The following is a 17,945-nucleotide window of genomic DNA, read 5'->3' as shown; positions in this document are numbered from 1 at the left end:
AAAAATAGATGGAAATGAAAGGAGAATAACTTTTATTGTTAGATATAAGTTTAGTTATTGACATAAGTGGCGGACGGACGTATGATCAAGATGAGAATGGCAGGAAAGAATAGGCAGCGGTGGAGAGCCGCCGGTTCGATCGCAGCCGCTTTGGAATGAACGCAGAAGACTTAGAGTCGAGCACGGATAAATGTGTTTTTATCAAGGAAGGTTGACAGCGTTTACAGAAACGCGTGCTCGTAGACGTCGAAGCTGTGAATGGGCATCAGTTGAAATTGAAACGTTTTAATAGATGGAATATCTGCATTTCAACCTAAGCTAGGATCAATAGTTAACGATTAGCTTCAATATCTTATACCCCTGACAGGAGGAAATACGGATGAACCCTAAACCGATAATGACACCGCCGCCGGAGCATCCACGGTTGTTTTTGCGCAAACAGCATTTGCCGAAGCTGCGGGAATACATGGAACGGCCTGAGCTGAAGCAGGCATGGGAGCGGCTTGTAAAGTACAGCGAATACAGCTTGGAGGAAGCCCATTCCGAGCACTGTCCGGGAGATGTGTACGTCATTGAGGCGAATGCGCTGATGTATTTGCTCAAGGAAGACCGCAAGGCGGGATGGAAGGCCAAGACATTGGCGCTGACCAGCATCACGAAAAATTTCAACCCGAACTTTCAGGACATTTCGCGGGATATCGGCCGTCTGATGCTGGCGGGTGCAATTGTATACGACTGGTGCTACGAGCTGGTGACGGAGGAAGAGCGGGCGTTCTTCATCCGCCATTTCAAGCGGCTGGCTGAGCTGCTCGAATGCGGATATCCGCCGGTCAAGGAAGGCGCCTTTGTCGGGCACAGCTGCGAGTGGATGATCCAGCGCGACATGCTGGGCACGGGCATTGCGATCTACGACGAGGACCCGGAGATGTATGAGGTATCGGCAGGCAGAGTGCTGCACCAGATGGTGCCGGCGCGCAATTTCTTTTATCCTTCCGGCTGGCATCACCAGGGAGACGGTTACGGCGGCGTGCGGTTTCAGTGCGAGCTGTACCCGACGTTCATCTTCGACCGGATGGGCTTCGGCAACGTATACGATCCGGCGCAGAGCGAGGTCGGCTACCAGTGGATCTACACCCGGAGGCCGGACGGCAAGCTGCTGCGGGACGGCGATACGACGCCGGTCATGCTGAAGCAGACGAAGTATACGCGGCTTCATTTCATTTATTCGATACTCGGCGGGTACTACAAGGATCCGTATTTTATAACCCAATCGCAAAAGGACGAGGGGCGGTTCCAGGATAAAGACGTGCTGTTCGCCTTCCTGTTTGCGGACCCGGACGTTCAGGCGAAGCCGCTCGAGGAGCTGCCGCTGACCCGGTATTTCGGGGCTCCGACCGGAGTGATGGTAGCGCGTACGGGCTGGGAGGACGGCATCGATTCCAAAACGGTCGTGGCCGAAATGAAGGTCGGCATGTACCAGTATAACAACCACCAGCATTTGGATGCAGGCGCGTTCCAGCTGTATTACAAAGGCAACCTGGCCATCGATTCCGGCTCGTACAAAGGCTCTTCGGGAAAATACCATTCCCCGCACAACAAGTACTATTTCAAGCGGACGATCGCGCACAATACGATGCTGGTTTATGATCCCGACGAGCTTCAGCAATATCCTTACGTCAAGGACGGGGGCCTGGTTTGGCCTAACGTGAACGACGGAGGCCAGCGCTGGCCGAACGAGGGGCGTCCGCCTTTGACGCTGGACGATTTGTTGAATAAAGATTTCAAGCGCGCCGACGTGCTCGCTCATGCTATCGGACCGGACCCGATCCGACCGGATTTCTCATATATCAAAGGCGATATTACGGCAGCTTATTCCAACAAAATGAAGCAGTTCCAGCGTTCGTTCCTGTTCCTGAACTTCAAGGACGACAGCCATCCTGCTGCCCTTATTGTTTTCGACCGCGTTGTGTCCGCGAACGCCGATTTCCGCAAATATTGGCTGCTCCACAGCATCGAGGAGCCGCACATCGAAGGCAGCCGGACGACGATCTCCCGCAGCGAGGACGGATACAACGGCCAACTCGTTAACGATACGCTGCTTCCCGCACAAGGCAACCAGCAGATTGAGAAGGTCGGCGGCCCGGGCAAGGAGTATTGGGTGTTCGGCACCAACTATGTGAACGACTTCCCCGGCACGAAGGAGCAGGGAGAGTGGCGCATCGAGGTTAGTCCGCGCGAACCGGCGAGCGAAGATTTGTTCCTGAACGTCATGCAGGTGAAGGATATCGACGGACCGGCGGCGCTGCCGACGGTTAAGGTGGAGACGGAGTCGGTGGTCGGAGCGAAGATCAACGATTGGGTCGTCTTGTTCAGCAAAAGCGGAGAAAAGCTGCAGGAAGACATCGTGCTTCCGGAGCTGTCCGGCAATGCGGACGAATTGGGACGCGAATGGCATTATTGGGTCGCCGATCTGGCGCCGGGAGTATGGACGGCGGAGCTGGAATCGCCGGCTTCGCAAGGAGCCGAATGGGAGCGGCGGCATCTGGCCACGGAAACGGTGACCGGTGAGGGCGGCGTGCTGCACTGGACGTGGACGGCGGCCACCGGACGAATCCGGCTGAGCTGCCGCGGACGCGGAGACGCTGATCAAGCCCGGTTCGGCGAAGGAGGGAATGCACAATGAGCGAGAAGCCGAATGTCGTCATCATCATGGCCGACCAGCTTCGCTGGGATGCGTTCGGGGAGCATACGCCGAACATCAATCAGCTGAAGGCGGAGAGTGTCGTCTTCGACCGGGCGTACTGCGCCTCGCCGTTATGCGTCCCGGCTCGCGGAGCTTTTTTTACCGGCAAATATCCGAATGTAACGGGCTCGCTGATCAACCCGTGGACGGAGCAGGAGAAGCAGCACGGCATGGTTCGTCCCGAGCATGAGCATTGGTATGCGCTGCTGGAGGAGCAGTGGGACAGCTGGCATACCGGCAAGCAGCATTTGTTCACCGAGCCGAAGCTGGAGCATAGCACAGATAGCAAAACCCATTGGCTGCAGCTGGAGCAGCGGTATGAAGCGTTCTTGAAGGCGAACGGCAAAAAGAAACCGGGTGGACCTGCCTTTCAAGGGCTCGTACCCGAGCTCGCCTTCGGCAAAATTACGCGAAAGCGCAAATACTCGATCCCAACCGTAGGCCGGTATGAGGAGGAGCTCGACTACTTCTACGACGGCTTCATTCTCAACGACTCGCTAGAAGCGATACGCAGCCGGGATCGCAGCAAGCCTTTCGCGTTGAACGCGATGTTTCTCGCGCCGCATCCTCCGCTCGACATTCCGGAGCCGTGGTATTCGATGATCCGGGACGTGAAGCTGCCGGATAACGTCGGCGTATGGGCCGACAATCAATCGCCGCTTCAGCTGTATAACTTGACGGGAATGCTCGGCTCGTCCTACACGCGCGAGGAATGGGAGCGCATATGGAAGGTGTACACCGGACTTGTCGCGCTGCTCGATCACTGCGTGGGGAGGCTCGTTGCCGAGCTGAAGCAGGAGGGCTTGTACGACAACACGCTAATTGTCTTTGCCAGCGACCACGGGGAAATGCTCGGCTCGCACCGGCTCTGGCAAAAGATGTGCATGTACGAGGAGTCGGTGAAGACGCCGCTGTACATGAAGTTTCCGTCCGGGTTTACTCCGGCGATAACCCGGTCCGATGAGCCCGTCAGCAGCGTCGACGTGCTTCCTACGCTCTGCGATTATCTCGGCATCGATACGCCGGAGGGGGTATCGGGCCTCTCCTTGATGCCGCTTCTACGCGGAGAGCGGGAGACGCTCGAGCGCGAACGGATCTTCATCCAGTTCGACGGCAACGGGGCGCGGAGCAACTTCCAGCGGTGCGTGATCGAGGGAGACTACAAGCTGATCGTTGACATTTTCAAGGATGAAATGTTCATCGAGCTGTACGATGTGACGAACGATCCGCAGGAAATGACCAATTTGGCATTTCGGTCGGAGGAGCATGGCCGCCGCATCGAAGCGATGCTGGAGGCCTTAAGGCAGTACATGCGCGATACGAACGATTTGTTGGAATTGCCTGACGGGTTATACGAGCAATTTTTGGCCGATTACGAGGTATTTAAAGCATAGGAATCAAGCAATTACAGCATAGCACGACGCCTGCCGCTGTATGGGCGATCGCCTAAGCTGCAGATTCGTTCGCCGGACTGCAGCTTAAGCGGCACGAATCGACGATCAAACGGACTTATACCGATCATAAGGAGAGAACATGGAAATGAGCGTACAACCGAACGAACGATGGGTTGAGGAAGCTTGGGGCAAAGTAATTGCCAAAATCGATCAAACGAGCCGGACGATCGGAGCGGGGTTTCCGCACGTGTCTAAGGAAGGCAAATACGATTGCACGGAGCCGAACGGGTGGACATCCGGCTTCTGGCCGGGGCTCTTGTGGCTTGTATACCGCGATACGAACAATGAAGAGCTGAAGCGGTTAGCCGAAGAATGCGAGAGCAAGATGGACGTGTGCATCGACGAATATGAGAAGCTGCACCACGATGTAGGCTTCATGTGGAGTCTGACGTCGGTAGCCAACTACAAGCTGACGGGAAGTGACGAGTCGAAGCTGCGCGCCTTGAAGGTGGCGGCGTGGCTTGCAAGCCGGTTCAATATCCGGGGCAATTACATCCGTGCTTGGAACGACAGCAACTGGAAGAGCGAGAACGGCAATGCCGGCTGGGCCATTATCGACTGCATGATGAATCTGAGCCTGCTGTTCTGGGCTTCCGAGGAAATAAGGGACCCGCGGTTCAAGCATATTGCGATGGAGCATGCGAACACCGTACTTCGGGAGTTTGTCCGCGATGACGGCTCCGTCTATCACATCGTCCAATTCGACCCCGAGACCGGGGAGCGCGTCGGCGCATTGGGCGGCCAAGGCTTCGCGCCGGAATCGGCGTGGGCGAGAGGCGCAGCATGGGCGCTGTACGGCATGGCGCTGTGCTACAAGTATACGAAGGACGACAAGTACTTGCAGGGCAGCAAGAAGGTGGCGCACTTCTTCCTGGCTAATTTGCCGGAAGACCTGGTGCCTTACTGGGACTTCCGCCTGACGACGCAGGAGGGAGCGCCTAGAGACTCTTCGGCTGCGGCTATTGCGGCGAGCGGCCTGCTGCTGCTGGAAGAGCTGCTGCCTGCAGAGGAAGGCCGATTGTACGGAACGTCGGCGAGACGCATCTTGCGATCGATGGCGGAGCAATACGCGATCTGGGACGCGAGCGACGAAGCGATACTGTCTCACGGCACGGGCCACTGGCCAGCTAACAAAAACATCGACGTCGGCTTGATCTACGGCGACTATTATTTCGTCGAAGCGTTGGCGAAGCTGCGCGGACAGACGGAGCTGTTCTGGTGAGAAAACCTCTACCCGAGGCCTTTCAAAGATGAGCGACCGCGTTCAATGGTAGGTTTTATCGCCAATAGAAAAGCTCTTCGGTACGCTCTATCGCTTTACCGAACTTAAACTTTCCTATGTGGTAACCAAGTAGCGTCAAGCTGGGAGAGATGGAACATGCAGGTGCTGAACCGATTCAACCCATGGAAAACAAGGCTCGCGCTGCCGCTTCTGCTGAGCTTCGCCATGCTGACCGCCTGCACCGGCACAGCAGGCCAAACGGCGGATCCGGCGGAAGCGGCTCCGAAGCCGGCCGCCGTCGAGCCGCCACCGTCGCAGGCGTTCGCGCCGTACACGGGCGCGCCTCCGAATGCGGAGCAAATCATCGGCGATTTGCAGCGAAACAACCCGAAGCAGCAGCATCCGCGGTTGTTTGCGACGGCCGATACGTTTGCGAGGCTCAAGGAGGAGGTCAAGAGCGAGCCCCGGCTGCGCAAATGGTACGCCGATCTGCGCAAAGCGGCCGACAAGACGCTGACGAAGCCGGTCGGCGAATACGCCACGCCCGACGGCCGAAGAATGCTGTCGGCGCGGGATGCAAGGCCGATCATCGAGCAGAACGCAATGATGTACCGGCTGAGCGGGGAAGAGAAGTACGCGAAGCGGGCCGTGCAGGAAATGACGGCGCTCACCGCTTTTCCCGACTGGAACGACAAGAAGGAGTTTCTCAACACCGCCGAAATTACGGCGGGAATGGGCATCGGCTACGACTGGCTGTATGACTATTTGACTCCGGAGCAGCGCGAGGCCGTACGCAAGGCGATGGTGGAGAAAGGGCTGCAAAAGGCGGTCGACGCCCACAACAACAAAGCGTGGTGGACCGTCCGGACCGATCCGGTCAACAATTGGAGCGCCGTCTGCAACGGCGGCATCATTGTCGGGGCGCTCGCTATCGGCGACGAGGAGCCGGTCAAGGCGATTGCCGGAGACATCATCGCGAGGTCGCTGCAATCGGCCCGCAGCATCATTGTCAGCCACTGGGAGCCGGACGGGGGCTGGAGCGAAGGCCCCGGCTACTGGCGCTACATGATGGAGTACGCAGTCAGCTACATGGCGGCGATGCAAACCTCGCTCGGGACGACGTACGGGCATGCGCAGGCGCCGGGCTTGCATAAAACGGCCTTTTTCCCGGTGTATACGACGGGGCCGCAAGGGACGTTCAACTTTGCCGACAGCGACAGCGGCAAAATGAAAATTCCCGAACTGTTCTGGCTGGCCAAAGCGACGAACGATCCGAAGCTCGCAGGACAGCGGATCGCGATGATGGACGATGCGAAGCAAAACGGCGGCGTATATGATTTGCTTTGGTACGATCCGAAGCTTGTCGACGCGAACATGACGCTGCCAACGGACGTGTACTACCGCGAAGCGGAGCTCGTGACCATGCGCAGCAAATGGAACGACCCTGCAGCCGCTTTTGCCGGATTCAAGGCGGGAACGGCGATAGCGAGCCACTCGCATTCCGATATCGGCCAGTTCGTATTTCATGCCAACGGCGAGCAGTGGGCTATCGATCCCGGCAAGGACGATTACAACTTGAAAGGCTACTTCAATTACGACAAGGAACGTTACACCTATTATCGGTTGAAGCCGGAAGGACACAATACGCTGGTGATCAATCCGGATCCGCAGTTTCAGCAGGATCAGGCCTCGATGAGCCGCATCACTTCATACGTCTCCAAGCCTCAGGGAGCTTATGCCATAGCCGATATGCTGCCTGCCTATGCCAGACAGGCCGAGTCGGCGAAGCGGGGCGTTCTGTTCGCCGACCGTAAGCGTCTTATTGTCGAAGACGAAATGCAGCTGAAGGCTCCGTCCGCTTTCTGGTGGTTTATGCATACGAAAGCCGACGTGCAACTAGCGGAGGACGGCAAATCGGCGCTGCTGACTCAGAACGGACAGCGGCTGTGGGTTACGATGTCCTATCCCAAGGATGCGCCGATACCGCAGGCGGTTTTCCAGGTTATGGAGGCGAAGCCGCTGCCGGAGTCTCCGAATCCGCAAGGACAAATTGCCAATAATGGCATCCGCAAGCTGGCGATCCGGCTCGAAGGCGTGAAGGACGTGCGCCTGGCGGTAGAGCTGATCCCGCTTGCCAAGGGCGAGGCCGTCCCTAAGACAGGGCAGGAATATGTGCCTTTATCCGAATGGAAGCTGCCTTAGACGTCAACGTCCTAAACCGTGAACCGATATGAATTGCTTATAGCCATTTTTCTCACTTTGGAATCATACTGAGGGGGTCTTTTCCGTGATGAAGAAACGTGCAATGGTACCATGTTTGGTTGGTTTGGCCGTGGCGTTGTCCGGCTGCAGTCAAGAGAAGGCGAGTGAAGCGCCGCCCAAGCCGGCGGAGAGCAAGGAGCCGGTGAAGCTTGTCGTGTACAGCTACAGCTCCGGCATTCAGGATTCGGAGTTCCAAAAGTTTTTTGTCGAGCCGGTGCAGAAGAAATACCCGAACATATCGATGCAGCTCATCTCCCGCAACGGGGATAAGGATACGCCTGAGCAGATTATCGCCTCCGGCAACCTGCCCGATTTGATTTTGACGAGCAATGTCTACATCGGCATGTTCAACAAGCTCGGACTGGGTATGGACCTGACTGAGCTGGCGAAGAAAAACAACGTCGATTTCAATCGCTTCGATCCGATAGGCATGGGCGCGATCAAGCAGTTCGGGGATAAAGGCGAAGTGTACGCCCTTCCGTTCTCGATGAACTACGGCATGATGATTTACAACAAGGACATTTTCGATAAATTCGGGGTTCCGTATCCGACGGACGGCATGACATGGGATCAAACGATTGAGCTGGCCAAGAAGCTGACGCGCAAGGAGGAAGGTATCCAATACATCGGTATCGATCCGGATTATCCCGAAAATTTGACGAGGCAATATTCCTTGCCGTACGTCGACGAGAAGGAAGAAAAGCCGCTTATCAATACGCAAGGGTACAAGACCGCGTTTTCCAAGCTGAAAGCGATGTACGAGATTCCCGGCTTTATCGGCGAGAAGAACAAATTCATGTATACGTCGAACGGGTTTTTCAAGGACCGCATTTTGGCCATGTATCCGGTGTGGGGCGACGGGGTCGTAGGCACGTTCGAGGATATGGCTCAAGAGGGCAAGCCGCTCAACTGGGATATGGTGACGTATCCGAGCTTCGAAGACCGTCCGGGAATCGGCAAGCCCGTCGATTTGCATTTGATGATGCTTTCCCCGAAAAGCAAGCACCAGCAGGAGGCGTTCCAGGTCATGTCTACGCTTATTTCCGAAGAGGCGCAGATTACGATGAACAAAACGGGGCGCATGACGGTGCTCAACAACGATGCGGTCAAAAAAACGTACGCTTCCGAGCTGAAAGGCTTCCAAGGCAAAAACGTACAGTCGGTGTTCAAATCCAAGCAGGCGGAAATTGTGAAGCCTACCGATTACGACCTGCCGTTCAAGCAGCTGATCCGTGAGGGTGCCAAGGATATGGCGCAAAACAATAAGGACGTCAACACCGTGCTGCGGGAAATACAGGATAAAGCGGAAAAAGCGATGCTGGACATCAAGCGATCGAAATAGCAGGTGAAATAGCGAGCGAAATACCGAACGAATTACCGGTCAAAACGATACGAAAGTTAACCCCAATATGGCTAAGGGAGGCGCCGACAATGTACCCACAACCGCCGTATACTCCGCCGCAGGAGCATCCGCGATTAATGCTTAGAAGCAAGGACTTGCCCGGCTTGCGGGAGAAACGGTCGAGACCCGAGATGAAGCAGGTATGGGAGCGGCTGGTTTATTTCAGCCAAGTGGATATCAAGGATGCTCTATCCTGCGACAATCCGGATGATGTGTATCTTATCGAAGCCAATGCGCTCATGTACGTGCTGGACGGAGACCGAGAAGCCGGGCTGCGTGCCAAAGCGCTCGCGCTCAGCAGCATTACGAAGTCGTTCAATCCTAACTTCCAGGATATTTCCCGGGCTATAGGAAGGCTGATGCTGTCGGCCTCCGTCGCCTACGACTGGTGCCGAGAGCTGATCAGCGACGAGGAACGGCAGTTTATGATCGGCCACTTCAAACGGCTGGCCCATATGCTGGAGTGCGGCTTTCCTCCGAAAAAGGAAGGCTCGATCGTTGGCCATACGAGCGAATGGATGCTCATGCGCGATTTGATCGGAACCGGTATCGCCATTTATGACGAGGACCCGGAGATCTATGATGTGGCTGCAGGGAGATTTTATGCCGAAATGGTGCCGGCGCGCAATTTTTTCTATCCGTCCGGCTGGCATCATCAAGGCGATAATTACGGCACGTACCGGTACCAGGCCGAGCTGTATGCGACTTGGATCATGGACCGGATGGGAGCGGGCAATCCTTACGACCCGTCGCAAGGCGAGGTCGGCTACCAGTGGATTTATACCCGCCGTCCGGACGGCAAGCTGCTTCGCGACGGAGACAGCGACAACCCGGTATATGCGGAGCATCAGTATATTCGGCTGTTTCCGCTTGTTTATTTGATGGCGGGCAGCTATTACGGCAATCCGTATTTCATGGATCAGCAGTTCCGGGAATTTCAGACGATACCGGACATGTACATCTTTCATGCCTTCTTGTTCTACAACCCGGACGTAGAGCCCAAGTCGATCCGGGAGCTGCCGCTGACCCGTTATTTCGGCAAGCCGACAGGGATTATGATCGCCCGCACCGGCTGGGACGAAGGGATCGACCGCGGTTCCCCTACCGTCGTTGCCGAAATGCGGATCGGCGAGTATCAATACAACAATCATCAGCATCTCGATGCAGGCGCGTTCCAGCTGTATTACAAAGGCTACCTGGCGATTGACTCCGGTATATACAAAGGGTCTTCAGGCAAATACCACTCGCCGCATAACAAATATTATTTCAAAAGGACGATTGCGCACAATTCGGTGCTGGTATACGACCCCAACGAGCTGGAGCAGTATCCTTACGTCAAAGACGGCGGTCTTGTCTGGCCGAACGTGAACGACGGCGGACAGCGCTGGCCGAACGAAGGCCGTCCGCCCCTGACGCTGGACGATTTGCTCGGCAAAGATTTCAAGCGGGGCGAAGTGCTGGCGCATGCGTTCGGACCGGATACCATGGAGCCTGACTTCTCCTATCTTAAAGGGGATATTACGGAGGCTTATTCTAGCAAAATGAAGCAGTTCCAGCGCTCGTTCCTGTTCCTGAACTTCAAGAATTCGGAGCATCCGGCGGCATTGATTGTATTCGACCGAGTCGTGTCGGCGAATGCCGATTTCAAGAAATATTGGCTGCTGCACAGCGTAGAGGAACCGCAAATTTCGGGAAGCCGCACGGTCATCTCACGCACCGAGGACGGCTACAACGGCCAGCTGATCTGCGATACGCTGCTGCCGGAGCCCGATAATCAGCAGATCGTCCCCGTCGGCGGAGCGGGCAAGGAATTTTGGGTGTTTGGCGCCAACTACATCAACGACTTCCCGAGCACTAAGGAGCAGGGAGCCTGGCGGATCGAGGTGAGTCCAATGAATCCGGCGGAGCAGGATTATTTCCTCCATGTCATGCAGGTAAAAGATATCGACGGCCCGGCAGCGCTGCCGTCCGTGAAGGTGGACACGGGGGCGCTGGCTGGAGCAAAAATCAATAACTGGCTCGTACTGTTCAGCAAAAGCGGACATCGGCTTTGCGAGGAGCTGACGCTCGATCCGGATGCGGAGGGATTGTTAGGCGGAAGCGGCTTGATCGAAAAGCAAGGCGCTGTCGATGCACAGGGCAGCGCCGCAGAAGCGGGCGGCGTTAGTATCGTTATCGCCGACCTGGCGGCAGGGACATGGACGGTCGAACAGGGCGGCGTTACGGAGCGGCATGAGGTGACCGAGGCTGGAGGGGTGCTTCACTTGACGGGAGTAAGCGAAGCGATCCGTCTGATCCCCCCTGCCGACAAGGCGAACCGGAAGGAGTCATTATAAACGATGAAGAGCTTATACGAATGGTTTTCCGCTCAAGGACTTGCAGACGGACTGCTGGGGAAGGCAGACTACAAGCCGTTTCCGATCATTGAGCAGAGGAACGAATGGGAGGCGCTGCCCTCCGAGCTGCGGCAATCGGTGGTGGCCGAAGGCGAGAAGTATTTGGATTACCAGTGGCCGATGCTTACGGCAGCGATGTACGGAGAGTTTGCGCAAAACGGCAACCGGTCCCGCTACGACGGGCCGTATCATCTGCGCAGAAGGGCGGTTACCAGCCTTGCCCTGGCCGAGTGCGTGGAGAACAAGGGACGATTTCTGAAGGATATCGTCGACGGCATTTGGCTTATCAGCGAGGAGTCGGGCTGGGTCATTTCCGCTCATAACCGGATGTTCCAGCGCGAGCACGCGGATTTGCCGAACGTGGCGGAGCAGCCGGGTATCGACTTGTTCGCCGCCGAAACCGGCAACCTGTTTGCGTGGCTGCACTACTTGCTCCGTCCGGCGCTCGATAGAATCAACCCGCTGATTGACCGGCGGATCCTTGATGAGCTGCGCCGGCGCATTCTCGACCCCTACCTCCAGCGCGACGATTGCTGGTGGATGGGCTTGCAGGAACGGGATAAGCGTCTGAATAACTGGACGCCGTGGTGCACCTCCAACTGCCTAAGCGCCTTTCTCCTCGCAGAGGAGGATGCCGGCCGCCGGCTTCAGGCCGTGCAGAAGGCGATGCGCAGCATCGACCGGTTCCTGTCGATGCATCCGGCTGACGGCGGCTGCGACGAAGGCCCCGGCTACTGGAACAAAGCGGGCGGCTCGCTGTTCGATTGCCTGGAGCTGCTGTTCGCCGCTACGGAAGGGAAGTTCAACGTTTACGACGAGCCGCTTATTCAGAACATCGCGAGGTACATTTACAAGGTACATATTCATGACCGGTATTTTCTGAATTTTGCCGACGGTCCGCACCGGATTACGGTAGAAGAGGATTTGGTATACCGCTACGGCAAAAGGATCGGCGATGAGAATATGATGGCTCTCGGCACGGCGTTCCATCAAATGCTCGGTACCGGGGGATGGAAGAACATGAAGTTCTTATCGTTCCTCCGCGTCCTGCCTGCATTGTTCAACTACCGGAATATCGACGACGATTCCCGCTCGCTCACCTTCCGTAAGGACATGTGGATGGAAGGGATTCAGGTGATGGCGGCGCGCGAGACCGAAGCATCCGACCGCGGGCTATATGTGGCCATGAAGGGCGGCCACAATCTGGAGAGCCATAACCATAATGACATAGGGCATTTCGTCGTCTATGCCGACGGGCTGCCGGTGCTGATCGATGTCGGGGTGGAGGAGTATACGGCCAAAACGTTCAGCGCCCAGCGCTACGAAATTTGGACGATGCAGTCCGGCTACCACAGCCTTCCGACCATCAACGGCTTCATGCAGCAGGACGGAAGCGAGTACCGCGCGACGGACGCCAAGTACGAGGCATCGGATGAATGCTCGCAGCTTACGCTCGACCTGGCTTCCGCTTACTTGCCGGAGGCGGGGATAGCCTCATGGATTCGCACCGGCAGGCTGCTTCATCCTTCCGGGACCGGAGCAGAGGCTGTTGTGGAGCTGGAGGAGCAGTATACGTTCAACGCCAAAGCCGACGAATGCCGCTTCACCTTAAACCTGATGACCTGCTGCGAGCCTAAGCTGCAAGAGAACGGCGTTGTGACGTTTGTACGCGGGACGGGGCAAGGAGCGGCAGCGGAAGCGAAAGAAGCGCTGCAGATGGAATTCGACGGCTCGCAATTCACCGTTGCTGTCGAAACGGTTGCGCTGGAGGACAAAAAGCTGCGCAACGCCTGGGGCGAGCGGCTGTACCGGATTGTCCTTGCTCCGACAGAGCTCAGACGGCAGGGAGGACATACGCTCCGTTTCCGGCAGGCTCGGGGATAGGACCGATTTTCGCAGGCATTACGCCATACGATCTGCCATTCAGAAATTACCATACTTCCACCATACAAATAGGAGAGGATCATACTTATGCCATTATATTGGGGAGATTTACACAATCATTGCGGAATCAGCTACGGCTTCGGAGGCTTGGAGAACGCCTTGCTGGCGGCCAAAGGACAGCTCGACTTCGTGGCGATCATCGGCCACGCATCCTGGTACGACATTCCGGAGCGCACGGAGGGCCTAGAGTACTTGGTCGATTTCCATAAGGAGGGCTTCGCCAAGCTGCGCGGTCATTGGGACCAGGTTCGCGATACGGTGCGGAGCTTCAACGTTCCCGGGGAATTCGTCACCTTCCAAGGCTACGAAGCGCATTCCAGCAAGTACGGCGACCACCATTTCGTATCGCCGGACGACGATCTTCCTCTCGTAGAAGGGGAGTCGCCCGCAGCCATCGTAGCGAAGCTCGCTCCTCGCCGTGTCATCGCCGTGCCGCATCATGTCGGCTATACGCCGGGCTATCGCGGCGGCAACTGGGACAGCTTCAATACGGCGATCAGCCCGATTGTCGAGGTATATTCCAAACACGGCAGCGGGATGTCCGATCAAGGCATGTACCCGTACTACCACGACATGGGACCGCGCGATTCCCGCAGCAGCGTATCCGAGGCGCTGCGGCGCAAGCACCGGTTCGGCTTCGTCGGCTCGACGGACCATCATGCGGGCTATCCGGGCTCTTACGGCGACGGACGGCTTGCGGTTCTGGCCGATGCGAAGACGAGGGAATCGATCTGGGAAGCGATTCTCGCCCGCAGAACGTACGCGGTGACCGGCGACAAAATCCAATGCCGTTTCACAATGAACGGCCAGCCTATGGGCAGCGAGGTGCAAGCCCGCGAACGCCATCTCGAATTGGACGTTACAGGCTGCGATCAGATCGACAAAATCGTCGTGTACAAAAATTTGCAGCCGCATAAAGTCATTAACGGCGAATCGCTGCTGGCTTCAGGCGGCACCGACGGCGCAGCAAGCGGCATTTATAAAGTAAGAATCGAGATGGGCTGGGGCAACAGCAAGAACGGCTTCGCTTGGCATGGGGAAGCTGCACTGAATTGCGGCAAGCTGCTCTCCGTAGAGACGTGCTTCCGCGGCCGCAGCGTGCTCGCTCCAACACCGGAAATGAAGGATGACCCCGCGATGAACGAGCTCGGCAACAAGCTCATCGGGCAGACGGAATCCGGCGTGGAGTGGAGCTGCATGACGTTCAAAAACCCTACGACGATGCATTCGCACACCGCTGCACTCATCTTGGAAATCGAAGGCGGGACGGATACGGAGCTTCGCGTACAGTTGAACGGTACCGAGGTTACGGCAACCGTAGGAGAGCTGCTCCAGGGCAATTGCACCAAGCACCTGCATCCGTACAACTCCGAGGCGATTGTACTGCATCGCGCGATTCCGCAGCAGGCTTACACGGTAAAGGAAGCTTGGACGGATACGAATGTCGAATCCGATTGCGACGTGTATCATGTGGAAGTGAAGCAGGTTAACGGCCAGTGCGCCTGGATTTCGCCTATTTATGCGCTTGCTTGACCCGACCGACCCGACCGGATCTCGGGGAGTACAGCATACGCTGCACGCGATTGTGATTCTATCAGCCAATTAGCAAAGGAGAATGCCAACGATGACCCGACCGAACATCGTGTTCATCATGAGCGACGACCATGCCGCTCATGCGATGAGCTGCTACGGCAGCCGCATCAATAAGACGCCGAATCTCGACCGGATTGCGAACGAAGGAATGCGCTACGACAATTGTTTTTGCACGAACGCCATTTGCGCGCCGAGCCGGGCTACCATACTGACCGGTCTGTACAATCATCTTAACGGCGTGCAAACGCTGGCGGACAAATTCGACGGAAGCCAGCCGACCGTATCAAAGCTGCTGCAGCAGGACGGTTATCAGACGGCGATTATCGGCAAATGGCATCTCGGCCACGGCGGCAGCAGCGATCCTACCGGCTTCGATTACTGGAGCGTGCTGCCAGGCCAAGGAGATTACAACAACCCGACGTTCATCGAGATGGGAACGGAGAAGCAGTACGAAGGCTATGTTACGGACATCATCACCGATCATTCGATCGATTGGATAAGCAAGCGTGATAAGGACCGCCCTTTCTTCCTTATGTGCCATCACAAGGCACCGCATCGCCCGTGGATTCCGGACGCGAAGCACGCACACCTGTATGAAGACGAAGTGATCCCGGAGCCTCCTACCTTCGACGACGATTACAGCAACCGCGCGGCTGCGGCAGAGGCGGCGATCATGAGAATCGATCGCGACCTGAAGCACCGCGATTTGAAAGCCGACCCGCCGGAGGGCTTAACCGGCCGTGAGTTAAAAAGCTGGAAGTACCAGCGCTATATTAAAGACTACTTGCGCTGCGTCGCTTCCATTGACGATAATGTCGGACGTCTGCTCGACACACTGGATGCTGAAGGCATCGCAGACGATACGATCGTCATTTATACATCCGATCAAGGCTTTTTCCTCGGGGATCACGGCTGGTTCGACAAAAGGTTCATGTACGAGGAATCGCTGCGTATGCCGTTCATCGTCCGCTATCCGCGCGAAATTGCGCCGGGCTCCGTGCAGGACGCGATGGCATTGAACGTCGACTTCGCGCCGACCTTCCTGGATTATGCGGGTTTATCCGTACCGGAATGGATGCAGGGATTGAGCTTGCGACCGCTGATGAAGGGTGAGCTGCCGGAAGGCTGGCGCACCTCCATGTACTACCGCTACTGGATGCACCTGACCGAGCACGGAGTGTACGCCCATTACGGCTTGCGGACGCACGACTACAAGCTCATTTATTATTATGCCGAAGCATTGGGAGCGACGGGTGCGATCGATGATCCGAAGCCGCCGGAGTGGGAGCTGTTCGATCTGCGCCGGGACTCGGCCGAGATGCGCAACGTGTATTCCGATCCGGCCTATGCCGATACGGTGCGGCAGCTTACGGACGAATTGCACCGGCTGCAGCTGGAAGTCAAAGACACGCCTTATGTAGAAGCGGCGAGATAAGTATAATACGCTGACAAGTTTTCAACACCTACCTTCTGTTCCAACAGCGGATTTTGTGAACTTGCATACTTAGAGGAAGTCAATGTGAGGTTTATCAAGAGACTGACGTGAATGGGGAGATTGAGGCATGGGAACTGGCAAACGGACCGGATTTGCTGCGCTGTCCGCTATCATGGCCATCACGATGGTATCCGCTTGCAGCGGATCCAAGGCGCCGGATGCGCCGGCCGGCAATACTGCGAAGCACGAGCCGGTAACGCTCAAATTTTATACCGGGGACAAAGATTACGAGGAAAAGTTCCGCACCGAGGTGGAGGCGAAGGTGAAGGAGAAATATCCCTACATCTCCTTCGAGTTCCAAGGGGCGGAGCAGGGCAAGGAAATTCAGGATCTGGTGCTGGCCGGGGAGAGTCCGGACATTTATTACCAAGGCATATCGGCTCTGAACGAGAAATTGGTCAAATTCAATTTGCAGTACGACTTGACGGAGCTGATCCGAAAAAACCAATTCGATCTGAGCCGCATCGATCCCGCCTATCTCGACATCATCAAGAACGCATCGGCCGGCTACGGCGCAGGCTTGTACGGACTGCCCGTCAACAGCTTTACGCCAGTGCTTTACTACAACAAGGATATTTTCGATAAGTTCGGCATTCCGTATCCGAAGGACGGGATGACTTGGGACGACGCTTATGCCTTGGCGCAAAAGCTTACCCGGTTCGAGGATGGAATCCAGTATCGCGGCATGACGATGAATTTTATCTACTTGCTGGACAACAATCAGCTCGGCGCCCCATACCTGCATCCGGCGGAAGACCGGTCGGCCGTGAATACCGATGCCTGGAAATCGATTTTTACGACGCTTACAAAGTTTTACAGGCTGCCCATGAACGCTCCGATGGACGAGCGAAGCCGGGTGAAGGAAGTGGCGAGCTTTACGAAGGACCGCATATCCGCCATGCACGCCGATGTTACGGCAGCGGCTGAGAGCTTCCCCGACGATTTTACGAACTGGGATATGGTCTCTTTGCCTGTGATGAAGGAGGCGCCGGGAACGAACGCGCAGATCAATCCGCGGTTTTATTATATCCTCAGCGCCAGCAAGCATAAGGAAGAAGCGTTCAAGGTGCTCGAGCTCGTATTGTCCGATGAAGTGCAGATGCAGGCAAGCAAGTCGGGCAAAGCGACGGTGCTGAACAACCCGGCGATTCAGAAAGCGTTCGGTCAGGAGTTCTCCAGGCTGAAGGGCAAGCATACCGAGGCTTTGTACGTCAACAAGCCGGTTAAGGCGGTGCCTGCAAGAGATTCGAAGCTGGTTACCGTACCGGTTACGACGCCTCTCAACAAGGAATTCAACAACGTGCTGACCGGCAAAAAAGACGTCAATACCGCGCTGCGCGATCTGGAGGAAACGATCAACAAGGCAATACTGGCCGAAAAGCAAAAATAACGCTGCTTTGTTATGAGCGGAACGGTATATAAAAATATATTGAA

The 17,945-nt window shown here is 56.3% G+C and carries 10 protein-coding genes; all 10 read left to right on the top strand.

Annotated elements, in window-relative coordinates; all coding sequences use genetic code 11:
* Positions 1–379: 379 nt before the first annotated feature.
* Complete coding sequence (hepB, locus tag DVH26_RS32970; protein ID WP_239629857.1) at positions 380–2,683, top strand: heparin/heparin-sulfate lyase HepB; 2,304 nt, start codon at positions 380–382, stop codon at positions 2,681–2,683.
* The gene (locus DVH26_RS32965) at positions 2,680–4,137 is read left to right on the top strand and encodes a sulfatase family protein (protein WP_239629856.1); all 1,458 of its coding nucleotides are present in this window, start codon (positions 2,680–2,682) and stop codon (positions 4,135–4,137) included. Before hepB (DVH26_RS32970) ends, DVH26_RS32965 begins: the two co-directional genes overlap by 4 nt.
* Positions 4,138–4,282: 145 nt before the next feature.
* Positions 4,283–5,419, top strand: a complete 1,137-nt coding sequence (locus DVH26_RS32960) for a glycoside hydrolase family 88 protein (protein WP_239629855.1) — start codon at positions 4,283–4,285, stop codon at positions 5,417–5,419.
* Positions 5,420–5,575: 156 nt separating this feature from the next.
* Positions 5,576–7,621 (top strand): heparinase II/III domain-containing protein, encoded by a 2,046-nt coding sequence (locus DVH26_RS32955; RefSeq protein WP_239629854.1) that lies wholly within the window; start codon positions 5,576–5,578, stop codon positions 7,619–7,621.
* A gap of 88 nt (positions 7,622–7,709) precedes the next feature.
* On the top strand, positions 7,710–9,023 hold the full coding sequence (locus tag DVH26_RS32950) for an ABC transporter substrate-binding protein (RefSeq protein ID WP_239629853.1): 1,314 nt from the start codon (positions 7,710–7,712) through the stop codon (positions 9,021–9,023).
* Between the two features lie 89 nt (positions 9,024–9,112).
* Positions 9,113–11,419: a heparin/heparin-sulfate lyase HepB gene (gene hepB, locus DVH26_RS32945; RefSeq protein WP_239629852.1), complete on the top strand. Its 2,307-nt coding sequence runs from the start codon at positions 9,113–9,115 to the stop codon at positions 11,417–11,419.
* A gap of 3 nt (positions 11,420–11,422) precedes the next feature.
* Complete coding sequence (locus DVH26_RS32940) at positions 11,423–13,363, top strand: heparinase II/III family protein (RefSeq protein ID WP_239629851.1); 1,941 nt, start codon at positions 11,423–11,425, stop codon at positions 13,361–13,363.
* A gap of 87 nt (positions 13,364–13,450) precedes the next feature.
* Complete coding sequence (locus DVH26_RS32935) at positions 13,451–14,956, top strand: PHP domain-containing protein (protein WP_239629850.1); 1,506 nt, start codon at positions 13,451–13,453, stop codon at positions 14,954–14,956.
* Between the two features lie 91 nt (positions 14,957–15,047).
* The gene (locus DVH26_RS32930; RefSeq protein ID WP_239629849.1) at positions 15,048–16,451 is read left to right on the top strand and encodes a sulfatase family protein; all 1,404 of its coding nucleotides are present in this window, start codon (positions 15,048–15,050) and stop codon (positions 16,449–16,451) included.
* A gap of 127 nt (positions 16,452–16,578) precedes the next feature.
* Positions 16,579–17,901, top strand: a complete 1,323-nt coding sequence (locus tag DVH26_RS32925; protein WP_239629846.1) for an ABC transporter substrate-binding protein — start codon at positions 16,579–16,581, stop codon at positions 17,899–17,901.
* Positions 17,902–17,945: the final 44 nt, after the last annotated feature.

This window comes from Paenibacillus sp. H1-7 (assembly GCF_022354825.1).
GTDB lineage: Bacteria > Bacillota > Bacilli > Paenibacillales > NBRC-103111 > Paenibacillus_S.
Note: the sequence above shows the minus strand (reverse complement) of the source record. Positions and strands in the feature narration are given on the sequence as shown.